Genomic DNA, 12,631 nt, shown 5'->3' on the forward strand with positions numbered 1-12,631 from the left:
CCCGCCGGTGCCGCCCCGGCCGCCGATGCCGCCCCGCCCACCGATGTCGCCCCGCCGCCCCGCCGCAGACGCCGGGCGGCGGGGCGGCCCCATGCCGTCAGTGCCGGAGCGCGGCGCGGCCCAGCTCGTCGCGCACCCGGGCGCGGACGTGCGCCACGGCGGGCGAGCCGGTGTAGGCGGCGGCCACCCGGACCAGCCAGGCCGCCTCCTCGTGGATGCCCGCCGCCACCGGGTGGGGTACGCACCCCTCGCCGGGGTGCCCGGCGAACCGGTGCCCGGCCCGGGCCGCCTCCAGGGCGGCCGCGATGGCGGCCGCCTCCACCACGGCCGCCAGCTCCTCCGCTTCGGCGGGGCCGACGGCCTCCGCCACCCAGTGCCGCACCTCGGGATGCAGATGGGGACGGAGGGCGAGCTGGCCGTCGCGGATCTCGATGATCCGCCGGTACAGCGCGAACTGGATGTCGCGGCGAAGCGGCCCGCCGGCGTCGCCGAACAGCCCGGTCTGGGCGGCGAGTTCGATCTCCGGTAGCGCCGTCCGCATCGCCGACCAGAGCGGACCGAGCCTGCGGTGATCGTGCCAGGCCCGGACGCGTCCGGCCCAGTCCGCCCAGCCGGACGCGGTCGCACCGGCGAAGCCGAGCGTCACGCAGACGGCGCCCGCCAGCGCGGACACTCTGCTCTCCGCGCCGTTCTCGTGGCCCGTGGCGAGGATGTTCGCCAGGTCGTGCAGGGTGTCCGCGGTCCACAGCAGGCCCGCCAGCGCGCTCAGTGCCATCAGGCGCAGGCCCAGCCGGAGGACTCCGCGCGGCAGGCACCGCGCGCAGCGCCCGATCAGGAAGCCGAAGACCGCCAGGCACCACGCGGTGTGGAGGGCGAACAACGTGACGTAGGCCGCCAGGACGGGCCGGCCCGCGGCGTCGACGCCGACCTCGGCGCCCCGTCGGACGGGCGAGGCGGCGAGGAAGAGGGCGACGCCCAGCAGGACGGTGACGGCCGTGAGGGCGGTCTGCCGCCGCACCGCGCGCCGCGCCGCCGCAGCCGGCCGGGTGGAGTACGCCATCATGGCCAGCGCGCCGGAGGCCGTGACCTTCAACTGGTCGGCCACCAGGGTGAGGTGGCTAGGATCGGGGAGCAGGGCGGCCAGCGCCGGACCGGTGGCGGGGGCACTCACCGCCATCCCCGCGCCGATCAGCGCCCCGCAGGCGTAGCCGTGGTGGAGCGCCGGATCGGACCGGCGTCCCCGGTCCATCAGGATCTTCCAGACCGTGCCCAGCAGTGCGACCGCACCGGCGAAGTACCCGGCGGCGTTGGCCAGCTGGTCACCCACGGCGGGCCGCGCCGGGCCGCAACGGCCGACCGAACACGTACCGTAACCGGACGACCTGGTCGGCGAGTTGGCCGACGGCGGTGGAGCGCGGCCGGTGCAGCGCGCGCTGTAGCGCGAGGGAGGCGACGAGTTCCGCCTCCTGCTCCATCCGCTGCGTGTAGCCGGACCGGCCGAGCACCCGGCGCACCAGGTCCTCCGGCAGCAGCGTCGTCAGCGCGGGCGACACGGCCGGGGCGGCCCCGGGGCCGCCGGTGTGCCCGCAGAGGAGGTGGCCGATCTCGTGCAGCACGATGTGCTGCTGGTGCAGCGCCGTGGTGTCGGCCGGATAACCGATGTAGTCCGCCCGGTCGGTGGTGATCAGCACGCCGCACGGCGAGTGCTCCGGACCGGAGAGCGGCATCAGTTCGATGGGTCTGCCGCGCCGCACGGCGAGCGCCTCGGTCAGCGCCGGTATGCCGAACGGTTCCGGAATCGGTATCGACTCCGCGACCCCCCGACATCGCTGCCAGAGCCCCTGCTCAACCCCACCCGGATACCCCACGATTCGCCCCCCTGGCGGTCGACCGGGAGGTGATACTACGGACGCGGCAACGCCGAGGGAATCCGCTTCACCATCTCGGAGCCGCCGCGGCAGCTACCGGCCGCCGGCCTCGCGGCGGGCGATCGCCTCGATCATGTCGCTGATCGTGCCGAGCCCTTCGGGGGAGAGGGTCACCGCGCGCAGCGCCACGTCCCGTACGCCCGCGTTGCGCAGTGCACCGAGCAGCGCCAGCTCCTCGGCGATCCTGGCACTCTGCCGGTCGTCGAAGAAGTACGTCGGCGGCACCTGGAAGAACTGCGCCAGCGCTTCGAGGTGACGCTTCGTCGGGTTGTTCCGGCGGCCGGTCCGGAGCTGCCAGAGGTACGTCGCCGAGAAGCTCTCGCCGGTCGCCTCCCGACAGGCCCGGGCGACCTCCTCGTGGCTGTACGGCTCACGGTCGGGACGGCGGACCACGTCGAACAGCCGGTCCAGCTTCGCCGCGAGCGTGGACGCACCGGAGTCCGCATCGGGCACGGCACACCTCTTCCCTCACCCCGGGCGCACGCGTCGTCCGTGCGCGGATCGACCTCTCGCGAACCGAGCCCCCAGTCTAGTTGCTCCCCCACGCGGGGCACCGGCCCGGAGAGCAGCCTCCTGCCGGAGCAGGTATGCGGCCCGAACCAGCCGCCCGGGCGCGAGGGCGCCGACTGATGACGAGGCGGTAAAAGGCGGCTGCATTGGTGGACCGCGACGAGACGGGGCGCCTTCCGATGTACCCCGGTGGACCTGTCGGCACTCGCACGCAGTGATGCGCTGCAAGGGTTGTGGACTGGCATGGTGTTCGTATGGGTCAGGGCGATTGCCTGCTGGGCGAGGAGTCGAGGCCAGCGGAGGACCGAGCTGCCTCCGACTGCAAGTCAGCGTGGTTACTGACTTCGGCTTGTCAGGGTGACGTTGGGGTGTCGAGGGTCAGGCCGGTGCCGGCTATGAAGCCGTCGAGGGATTCGGGGCGGTACTGCAGGCGTTTGAGCCGGTTGCGGACAATGGCCTCGAGTCGGTCGAGGGCCATGACGGCGAGGTTCGCCAGGCTGTGCTTGACGTGTGCCCAGACCCACTCCACCGGGTTGAGGTCGGGCGAGTATGCGGGAAGCAGGAACACTGTCAGCCAGGCCCGCTCGGCGATCAAGTCGCGCATGGCGTGGGAGACGTGGGTGTTCAGGCGGTCCCAGACCAGCACGATCGGCGCCTTGACGAGGTGGTGGACACCGTCGATCAGTGCGATGAAGTCACGTTCGCCCATGCTGCGGCGCTTCCCCTTGCCCGCGGGGTGGGTGCGCAGGCGGTGGCACAGCCGGGTGCGTGAGCCGGGGCGCATGGCGATCATCCCGGCCACCGACAGCCGTCCCGACCGATGGCCGCTGACCGTTACGAAAGGGGTGCGGCCTCGCCGACCCCAGGTGCGTCCTCTGGGCGGACGGCGGGTGAAGCCTGCCTCGTCCTCGAAGCAGATGTAGCCCCCGCAGGCCGCGCGGGCGCTTTTACCTCCGTCCAGGTCGCCTCCTTCCACGTGGTGACGGCCCGCTCGTCCCGCTCGGCCACCCGACGCGCGGGTACCTGCGGACTGAAGCCGAGCCGGTGCATCAGCCTCGTCGCCCCGGACACGCTGTAGGAAACGTGGAACCTTCGCCCGATCAGCGTGGCCACCCGCGCCGCGGTCCACACCTGGTCCTCCACCCAGCCGTGTGCGGCCGGGCCCTGGTCCAGGTACGCGGCGAGTTTCTCCAGGCAGTGCGGCGACAGACGGCACTGTGACCCACCCGGGCCGCGAGAGGACAGAGCCCGCACACGCCATCACGCCACAACTGGTGCCACCGGTAGGCCGACTTTGGGCTCACCCGCAGACGCCGTGCCACTTCCGGTGGCTTGATCCTCTGCTCGAGCAGCTCGGCTGCCTGCATCCGCAACGTCTCCCGGCGCAACCGTCCCGCAGCGGTCAGCCCGCCGCCATCCGCATCATGCTGGTGTCCTGGAACGGATCGGGTGTCGGTGGGCAGCGAGCCTCCTTGCCGTCGGAGTGCTAGAAGATCACCGACGCCGGGCCGCGGTCCATGGCCGCCCGGTCGGTCGAGGCCGAGGTTTCGGACTCTCCCGGCATGGCACGCCGGTGACCTTTCACGTGGTGCTGGCTTTGTGACGCTGTGCCGGGTGCAAGGGCCTCAGGTTGTTCTCGGCCGTGGTGAGGACACCTGCTGGGCCTTCGCGCGCCCTCACCACCGGGTGTCCCTTGATGACAAGACGCGAGCCGAGCTCGAACTCTCGCACGAGCGCCGCCGTCCACCCCTCGTGGTTCACCGAGCCGCAAAGACCACCACCTGAGTTCTGTCGTGGCAGGACTCTGAAGCTGAGGGCAGCCCAACTCGGGAAACGTCGAGGAGGGCGGGAGCAGCCCTGACAGAGCCGAGGTGAATCTAGCACTGCCAGATAGAGGCATGCTCGGGCGCGCAAGTTGGAAAGGTGTACGAGAGGAACCGGTGCGTGAAGCCCCCTACTGACTTCGGCTGGTCAGGGTGAGGTTGGGGTGTCGAGGGTCAGGCCGGTGCCGGCTATGAAGCCGTCGAGGGTGTCGGGCCGGTACTGCAGGCGTTTGAGCCGGTTGCGTACGAGGGCCTCGAGTCGGTCGAGAGCCATGACGGCGAGGTTGGCCAGGCTGTGCTTGACGTGTGCCCAGACCCACTCGACGGGGTTGAGGTCGGGCGAGTAGGCGGGAAGCAGGAACACCGTCAGCCAGGCGCGCTCGGCGATCAAGTCGCGCATGGCGTGGGAGATGTGGGTGTTCAGGCGGTCCCAGACGAGAACGATCGGCGCCTTGACGAGCTGGTGGACACCGTCGACCAGGGCGATGAAGTCGCGCTCGCCCATGCTGCGGCGCTTGCCTCTGCCCGCGGGGTGGGTGATCAGGCGGTGGCACAGCCGGGTGCGCGAGCCCGGCCGCATGGCGATCATCCCGGCCACCGACAACCGTCCCGAGCGGCGGCCGCTGACCGTCACAACCGGCGTGCGGCCCCGCCGGCCCCAGGTGCGTCCTCTGGGCGGACGGCGGGTGAATCCTGCCTCGTCCTCGAAGCAGATGTAGCCCCCGCAGGCCGCCCGCGCTCTTTTACCTCCGCCCAGGTCACCTCCTTCCACGCGGTGACGGCCTGCTCGTCGCGCTCGGCCACCCGCCGGGCGGGGACCTGCGGGCTGAAGCCGAGCCGGTGCATCAGCCTCGTTGCCCCGGACACGCTGTAGGAAAGGTGGAACTTCCGCCCGATCAGCGTGGCCACCCGCGCCGCGGTCCACACCTGGTCCTCCACCCAGCCGTGTGCGGCCGGGCCCTGGTCCAGGTATGCGGCGAGTTTCTCCAGGCAGCGCGGCGACAGACGGCACCGCGACCCACCCGGGCCTCGAGAGGCCAGAGCCTGCACACCGCCATCGCGCCACAACTGGTGCCACTGGTAGGCCGACTTCGGGCTCACCCGCAGACGCCGGGCCACTTCCGGCGGCTTGATCCTCTGCTCGAACAGCTCGGCCGCCTGCATCCGCAGCGACTCCCGGCGCACCCGTCCCGCGGCGGTCAGCCCGCCCCCATCCGCATACCTCACACACCACCGGATACAACCACCGCAGCGAGCCCGTCAGGCAATTCGGGACAGTTCACCCTGACGAGCCGAAGTCAGTATCAGAGAAACGGAGGCGGGGTGGGCCGGTCGGACCGTTTCGAAACCAAGAGCCTCGTTCGGCTCGGTCGGGCGAGGTGCGGCTGTCTGGTGCACCTTGATCGTTCGTTTCAGGCCCTTGACATGCTGTCGTGGTGCGATGATGTGCGGCATGGTGCTTCATGTGGGGGCGCATGCTCTCCGCAGACGACGGATGCAGCTGCGGGACAGTGCGGGCAGGGTGGCGGAGGGCGGGGACGCGGTCACGTCGTGCCTCCTGCTCTTCTATGCGGCGGAGTGCGCGCTCAAAGAGCGGGTGTTGATACGTAAGGGTCTTCGGGACACCTCACTCCTCGAACCGACTCATGATCTTTGGAAGCTGGCCAAGGATCTGGGGCTGCCACGGCGCCTCGGGGCGGCGCTGAGGGGAATGCAGAACTGTCGGACAGCAGGACAACCGGCGGTGAACGTGGCCATTGCCGATTTGCACCAGGCCTGGCGCTATGGTGTCAAACTGCATGTAGAGGACGAGAAGAGGGCTCGCGACCTCTTGGACGAACTCATCACATGGTGCGAGCAGGACTAGGGGGGCTGGGTCGTGGCGGAACTGGGAAAGCTGGAGATCATGGATAGCGGAATCGCGCCTCCCGGCCGTCTCTTCAGCTGGGTGGATGTTGATGATCACCTGACGAGACTGGCGACAGCTGGGGTATGGCCCGACTGGCTTGTCGCCGCAGATGGCTGGTGGGACTGCCTGGAGTTGGTGACCGCCAAAACCGTCGCGCCCGAAGCGGTCAAGAGCTGGCTGGACGAGGTATTCGGGACCGGGTCCGCAGGATGGGTCGATGGGGAACTGCTGCTTGGTCTCGATGACCCTCGCACCATGGAGTTCACCGGACTGAGAGTCGAACTCAGTATGGAAAGCGAGGACACCGGCGGCCGGGGGCGGCGTGTCCCGTTGCTTCGCGAGAAGCACATCACGCGCTATTTGGCCGAACCTCTCAGCAGGCCGATGGAGCCATTCTTCGCCGATGATGTGCAAGTCCTGGCGTTCCACTCCTTCAAGGGGGGAGTCGGCCGCACGGTGCATGCAGTAGCCGTCGCCGATAGGTTGGCCAAGAATGGTGGAAAGGTCCTGCTGGTAGACGCAGACCTCGAAGCTCCGGGCATTACCTGGATGCATACGGAACAGGGAGGGCAGTGTGACTTCTCCTACGAGGACTTCATTACCCTCCTCCAGGGTGCAGAGGGCCATGACTGGACCGGGGCGGTCGACGTCGCTGGGGCCTACCTTCCCAATCAGCAGGCGGGTCACTATCCGGGCGGCGGAAGCATCACGGTCATGCCGTCGAGCCGTCGGCCGACCTTGGTCCCGCCCCGGATCGAACCGGCGGATCTTCTCTCGCCCGGCCGTCCCGTGTACTTCGTGACTGAAGCGCTCGCGGCCCTGGGGGCGCGCCTGGGTGTCGACACTGTTGTCGTCGACCTCCGGGCAGGAGCGTCCGAGCTGTCCGCCCCAGTGCTTCTGGACCCCAGGGTCCAGCGCGTCTTCGTGACAACGTTGAGCCATCAGTCCTTGGCCGGAACGGAAATGTTGGTCCGTCAGCTCGGGCAAAAGGCGCCTGCTCTGCAAGGTGTGGACCCGGCTACGTCGATCATCATCACCCAGTACCGGATGGACGCTCACACGGTCCAGGTTGATGCTGCGCGTAGGGCGCTCTCGGCAGCCCTCGGCGCAGCGCTCGGCGGATCGGCCGCGACGGCCGACGACACCGATACCGTAGCCGTGGATACGGCCTTGTTTGCGCAGCCGGTCCTGAGCCCCTTCAGGGAGGAGTTGCTTGCGCTCCCCTCGTCCTGGGACGCGGTACTGGAGGTCGTCTCGTCGTGCGGAGTCGCTGATGGGCTCGAATCGATCCTTCCGGCACCTTCACTGCGCGCCGTAGCCGGGGCCGCACCCTTGGCGCATGCGGGGGTGGACTACGCGCAATTGCGAGGGAACCTGGCTCGTACCGCCGGCAACCTCGTCTACGCGGAACAGAGCGGCCTGTCGTCTGCCGGTGGGTTCCTGGTGACCGAACCGCTTCGTCGCCTGCTCGCCGACCACCGTACCGAGCTGCCCCAGGTCCTCGTCGTAGGGGCAAAGGGAGCGGGTAAGACATTCATGTACGCGAAGGCGTGCGCGGCGCGTACGTGGCAGACCTTTGCGGGACAGTCAGGGATCACTGGTGTGACGGTGGAAGCCCCCATCGTTCCTGTCCTGGAATCGGCAAATCTGGAGTCCACGGACTTTGAGCCGCAAGACCTCCGCGATGAATTCGCGGCGCAGCACGGAGATGGCGCCCACCTGGACATCACCGTGTCCAGTGCGGACCGGCTGAAAGCGGGCCTGGGAAAGCTCAGCGGTCAGGACGAACTCGGTTGGCGGAGTCTCTGGCTGGAGTGCCTTGCTGTGTCATGCGGACTGGAAGTCTCCGATGGCACGACTCCCGAGGAGGCGCTGATCAGCCTTGGTCGGCGGGCCAGGGCGGTATTTGTGATCGACGGCCTCGAGGATCTCCTGCAGAACCTTGACAGCGATGCTAAGCGCACGGCGCTGAGAGTTCTGCTGATCGACGTCCTCGGATGGCTTCGGTCGTTGCGTGGTCGACCCTTCGGGCTCGTGGTGTTCGTTCGCCGGGACCTCGTGACCGGGGCGGTTCGGCAGAACAGTGGTCAGCTGCTTGGTCGATTCAGTCACTATGCCCTGCACTGGAGTAAGGAGGAGGCGCTGAGGCTGGCATTGTGGGTGACCGCACATGCTGATGCCCTGCCCGAGCCTGTCCCCCTGTCCAGGATCACCGATCTTTCAGAGGATGAGCTGATCAATAGCCTCATCCAGGTGTGGGGCTGGAAGATGGGTAGCGAGAAGTCCAGAGAGGCGCGCTCCCACCTGTGGGTCCCCGCTGCTCTCGGGGATTTCAACGGCCAAGTGCAGGCGCGGGACGTCGTTATGTTCCTCGCGACAGCCGCGAAGAATTCGGAGCAGTACAACGACACGGTAGAAGATCGTGTACTCGTGCCGACCGCGATGCGGAAGGCGCTGCTCGAGTGCAGCAGAAACAAGATTGTTTCAGTGGGGGAGGAGGACAAGGAGATCGGCAAGCTGCTGGCGCACATGCAAGGCCTCGGCCACTCCGTCACGGTTCCGTTCGAGCTGGAACAGGTCGACCTGACCACGGCGCAGGCCGATCTGCTGATCGAGTCCGGCGTTTTCAGCAAGGGCCAGGACGGGCGCTTCTGGGTGCCGGAGATCTACCGGCATGGCCTCGGGTTCAACAGCGAGCGGCGTGCCAGGGTGCTCTGGTAACCGGCTGTGCTGTCCTGAGGGTCCCGCCCGTGAAGTGTCGGGCAATTGATCAACTGTGCCACGGCAGCTCTTAGGTGGTGGTCTTCACGGGCGAGGCGTCCATGAAGACCACCACCTATGCGGAACCCCGCTGGTTGTGGGTCGTGACTGGCAGCTGGTCTCGTGCGACCTCGCACCGTGAGGCGCGATCTGGGGGCGCCGAGCGAGACGGTGTCAGGGTGTGCAGTGCTGGCTTAGGAGGACTTGGCGATAGTCGTGTCCTCCCGGAGCAGCGTGGCGAACGCTCTCAGTTGCGCCTCCGCTCATGGCTGGAGTCGGTCCTGGGGGAGCGGGCCATGTGTGCCGCGAGACTTCGGAAGACCGCGAGGAGTTCGGTGGGCTTGACGGTCAGATCGAGGGCGTGCTGGTGGAGCCGGATGCCCTGGCCGTGCGGGCCGGCGGAGCCGCGCACCTCGTGTGCCCGGATCCGGCCCCGATCTCGTCCGAAGCGGTCAGGACAGTGACGCCGACGCGGTGGACATCGCCCTGGCCCGTTCCTCGCTCGCCGACTACGGTGATGTCAGGGTCGCCCACGGCGACTCCCTGCGGGCCGACCGCCACCCGGGGCTCGCTGCCGACCTGGTGCTCTGTGACCCACCGGTCGCCGCCGGGGACTGGGGCCGGGACGAGCTCCTGCTCGACCACCGGTGGGAGTTCGGCACTCGGTCCCGCGCGGAGGGCGAACTCGCCTGGCTCCAGCACGCGTACGCGTACGCGCACACCGCACCGGGCGGCCATGTGCTCATGGTGATGCCCGCCTCGGTCGCCTACCGGAAAGCCGGCCGGCGGATCCGTGCCGAACTCGTCCGCCGCGGCATCGTCCGCCAGGTCGTAGCCCTGCCCGGCGGGGTCGCCTCCGGTCACGTCCTGCCGATCCACCTCTGGACCCTGCGACGGCCGGAGGAGGGCGAGCCGCGTCCCGACAGCGTCCGCCTGATCGACCTGACCGAGAACAAGCCCGGCGGCCCGCTGCGGCCGACCGACGCATAGGTCGTCGATGTTCCACTGGTCGATCTGCTCGACGATGTCGTCGACCTCACCCCTGCCGTGCACCTGTCCACTGTCCGGCGCGACCTCGCCCACGAGTACGAACAGGCACGTTCCGACCTTGCCGACGCCCTTGCGGGGCTGCAGAGCCGGCTGCCCGAGCTGCGCCGCGGCGACGGTGCGGACCTGTGGGACGGAGCCACCGTCACCGTCTCCGACCTCATCCGGGCCGGTCTTGTCGAACTGCAGGACGGCGAGCTCGCGTGGTCGGCGGCCAGGTCGACCCCGAGTACCTCGACGGGTTCCTCCGCGCCGGTTCCAATGTCCGCCGCTCCACGTCCCAGAGCGGCTCCTACCGCCTCGACGTCAAGGGCGCCCGCATTCCTCAACGCGAACTTCCCGTCCAGCGGCGCTACGGCGCCTCGTTTCGTGTGCTGCTCGACATGGAGTGGGAGGCCACTCGGCTGGCCCGGGCTGCTCAGCGACTCGCTGAGATCGCGCGAGGGACTGAGTGCTGGAGATCTCGAACCTGGCGGTACGTGAGCCGGACGGCTGTGGCCGCTTGTGTCGCCGGGACGGCCCGCTGGGCCGCCTCCCCGGGGAGGCGGCCCAGCGGGCCGGGGGGACGGTCAGGCGAGGGTGCAGGTGGTGACGGTGAGGTCGGCGGGGCAGGGGGTGAGGGAGACGACCTGGAGGCCGGCGGCGGCGGCTTCGCGGCGCATGTCGGCCTCGGTGCGCTCGCGGGTGTTGGGCTCGCCGACGATCATCTTGATGACGTTGCGGAAGGCGGCGCCGGAGTCGTGCTCCGCGAGGGGATCGATGACCAGGAGGGTCGGGGAGCCGTCGGCGCCGGCGCTCATGGCGCGGCGGATGTTGCCGAGGATCTGGATGCCGCTCTCGGAACTCCAGTCGTGGAGGACGTTCTTGAGGATGTAGAGGTCGCCGCCCTCGGGCACCTCGCGGAGGATGTCGGCGGGGCGGTAGGTGAGTCGCCCGGCGAGGTCCGCGTCGCCCGAGGCGCGGAGTTCGGCCTCGGCCCGCCGACAGGTGTCCGGACGGTCCACGCAGACGCCCTTGAGGTGCGGGTGGGCGGTGAGGATCGCCTTGAGGAGCGTGCCGTTGCCGCCGCCGACGTCGATCACCGTGCGGACGTCCTCGAACGGGACGTGCTCCGCCAGGATCTTGCCGATCGGCCGGGCCCAGTCCTGCATCGCGAGGTCGAAGATCCGCGCGGTCTCGGGGTCCTTCTCCAGGTACTCGTAGAGCGGGACGCCGAAGGCGTGGGGCATGACCGAGGTGCCGGTCCGGACCGCCTCGGCCAGGCCGCCGGCGGCGGCCTGGGCGTAGAGGCCGCAGAGCAGCGCGGTCAGGTGCCGCATCGAGTCGGGGTGGTCGGTGCGGAGCAGCTCGGACTGGGGCGAGTTGGTGTAGCGGCCGTCCTCGTCCCGGGCGAAGATCCCCAGCGCCGTCAGGGCCGTCATCAGGGAGACCAGCGCGTCGCGGTCCGCGTCGACGGCCTTGGCCAGTTCGGCGGCCGTGGCCGGTCCGTCCGCGAGGGCGTCGGCCACACCCAGCCGAGCCGCGGCGCCGACCGTCGCGGACGTCAAGGATCCCATGACAAGACTCACCAGCGACGTTTCCATGGCCCCGTTCACTTCCTAGGCTTAGACGGCAGGTTGCGCATGACGGTTCGTTCGGCCGACGGTAATGCGGGGAGGCGCCGTGCGTCGCGTCGTTCAACTGCCCCGCCGTGAGACGGGAGTTCGCGGCCGGGCGGCGCCCGGGGATCCGGTCCGGCGCGCGGGGGCCACCAGTTGAACACGGCCGAATGTTCCGCTTGCGGTCGAAGGGACAAACCGGTGTCATGTACCGTCGATTCGAGGTGACTCCCCAGAGAAGGATCAGGCCGGAGACATGACGGATGACACGGCGTCGAACGGTCGCAAGGCCGGGGACGTGTCCGCGGAGGACATCAGGGCTTCGCACGCCGACCGGGACGAGGTCGTCGAGATCCTCCGCGACGCCGCGGCGGACGGCCGGCTCACGGCCGAGGAACTCGACGAGCGCCTCACGGTGGCGCTGAACGCCCGCACCTTCGGTGAACTGGCCGGGCTGACCCGCGATCTGCCGGTCGCCCCCCTCGCTCCGGTCGTCCCCGCGCCCGCGCCCGTTCCCGCGCCCCCGGTGCGGACGGGCCCGCCGGGCAAGGACATCGTGGAGATCAACCAGCGCTTCGGCACCCTGCGCCGGTCCGGGCCCTGGGAGGTCCCGCGTCGGCTGGACGTCCGCATGCACGGGGGCGACGTCAAGCTCGACTTCACCCAGGCGGTGATCACTCACGACACGCTCGACCTCGACGTCTACCTGAGCATCGGCGGTGACCTGGTCATCGTGGTCAGGCCCGGCATCGTGGTGGCGACCCACGACCTGGCCGTCGGGGTGGGCGACCTCAAGGTCCGCGTGCCCAAGGCGGCCTGGAACGAGCCGACGGAGCTCCGGGTGAACGTGACCGGGCGGGTGCGCGGCGGCGACGTGGTGGTGCGGTACCCGCGGCGGACGCTCGGGCAGTGGATGCGCGGGGAGAGCGCGCTCTGAGGTAGCGGTGGGAAGGACCGCGGTCCGGCAAGGGGCGGTGGTCCCGGTGAGGGCGGTGGTCGGCTCGCAGGAGCCGGCCACCGCCCCTTGCGTTGTGCGAGGAGGGTGTGCGAGCGCGC

Annotated in this window: 10 protein-coding genes and 1 pseudogene; 4 read left to right on the forward strand and 7 right to left on the reverse strand. The window is 69.5% G+C overall.

What is annotated here, in order from left to right; all coding sequences use genetic code 11:
- Window positions 1-97: 97 nt before the first annotated feature.
- The 5 genes and pseudogenes from OG618_RS27535 to OG618_RS38065 form a co-directional block, all read right to left on the reverse strand.
- Complete coding sequence (locus OG618_RS27535) at window positions 98-1,327, reverse strand: MAB_1171c family putative transporter (RefSeq protein ID WP_329490227.1); 1,230 nt, start codon at window positions 1,325-1,327, stop codon at window positions 98-100.
- Window positions 1,320-1,754, reverse strand: a complete 435-nt coding sequence (locus tag OG618_RS27540) for a ParH-like protein (RefSeq protein WP_329490228.1) — start codon at window positions 1,752-1,754, stop codon at window positions 1,320-1,322. The genes OG618_RS27535 and OG618_RS27540 overlap by 8 nt, the downstream gene beginning before the upstream one ends.
- 207 nt (window positions 1,755-1,961) lie before the next feature.
- Complete coding sequence (locus tag OG618_RS27545) at window positions 1,962-2,381, reverse strand: XRE family transcriptional regulator (RefSeq protein ID WP_329490229.1); 420 nt, start codon at window positions 2,379-2,381, stop codon at window positions 1,962-1,964.
- Window positions 2,382-2,790: 409 nt separating this feature from the next.
- Window positions 2,791-3,901: pseudogene (locus tag OG618_RS38060) on the reverse strand (IS630 family transposase).
- Window positions 3,902-4,409: 508 nt separating this feature from the next.
- Window positions 4,410-5,488, reverse strand: a protein-coding gene (locus OG618_RS38065) for an IS630 family transposase (RefSeq protein ID WP_442906872.1) whose coding sequence is annotated in 2 segments (ribosomal slippage) — window positions 4,410-4,987 and window positions 4,987-5,488 — 1,080 coding nt in all. Because the reading frame shifts where the segments join, the coding sequence is not laid out codon by codon here.
- Between the two features lie 226 nt (window positions 5,489-5,714).
- On the opposite strand from OG618_RS38065, the gene OG618_RS27575 reads away from it, so the two are divergent.
- Window positions 5,715-6,128: a hypothetical protein gene (locus tag OG618_RS27575; protein WP_329490233.1), complete on the forward strand. Its 414-nt coding sequence runs from the start codon at window positions 5,715-5,717 to the stop codon at window positions 6,126-6,128.
- Between the two features lie 12 nt (window positions 6,129-6,140).
- Entirely contained in the window at window positions 6,141-8,891 is a 2,751-nt protein-coding gene (locus OG618_RS27580) for a KGGVGR-motif variant AAA ATPase (RefSeq protein ID WP_329490234.1), read from the forward strand.
- Window positions 8,892-9,177: 286 nt separating this feature from the next.
- Here the strand turns inward: OG618_RS27580 and OG618_RS27585 are convergent, their stop codons facing one another.
- Window positions 9,178-9,342, reverse strand: a complete 165-nt coding sequence (locus OG618_RS27585) for a hypothetical protein (RefSeq protein WP_329490235.1) — start codon at window positions 9,340-9,342, stop codon at window positions 9,178-9,180.
- 5 nt (window positions 9,343-9,347) lie between these two features.
- Here OG618_RS27585 and OG618_RS27590 point away from each other — a divergent pair, with 5 nt between their 5' ends.
- A complete protein-coding gene (locus OG618_RS27590; protein ID WP_329490236.1) occupies window positions 9,348-9,920 on the forward strand; it encodes an HsdM family class I SAM-dependent methyltransferase in 573 nt (190 codons plus the stop codon).
- Between the two features lie 626 nt (window positions 9,921-10,546).
- Here the strand turns inward: OG618_RS27590 and OG618_RS27595 are convergent.
- Window positions 10,547-11,560, reverse strand: coding sequence for a methyltransferase (locus OG618_RS27595; protein ID WP_329490238.1), 1,014 nt, complete (start codon window positions 11,558-11,560; stop codon window positions 10,547-10,549).
- Window positions 11,561-11,831: 271 nt separating this feature from the next.
- On the opposite strand from OG618_RS27595, the gene OG618_RS27600 reads away from it, so the two are divergent.
- Window positions 11,832-12,512 (forward strand): DUF1707 domain-containing protein, encoded by a 681-nt coding sequence (locus OG618_RS27600; protein ID WP_329490239.1) that lies wholly within the window; start codon window positions 11,832-11,834, stop codon window positions 12,510-12,512.
- The last annotated feature ends 119 nt before the right edge of the window (window positions 12,513-12,631 follow it).

Source organism: Kitasatospora sp. NBC_01246, from assembly GCF_036226505.1.
Classification (GTDB): Bacteria; Actinomycetota; Actinomycetes; order Streptomycetales; family Streptomycetaceae; genus Kitasatospora.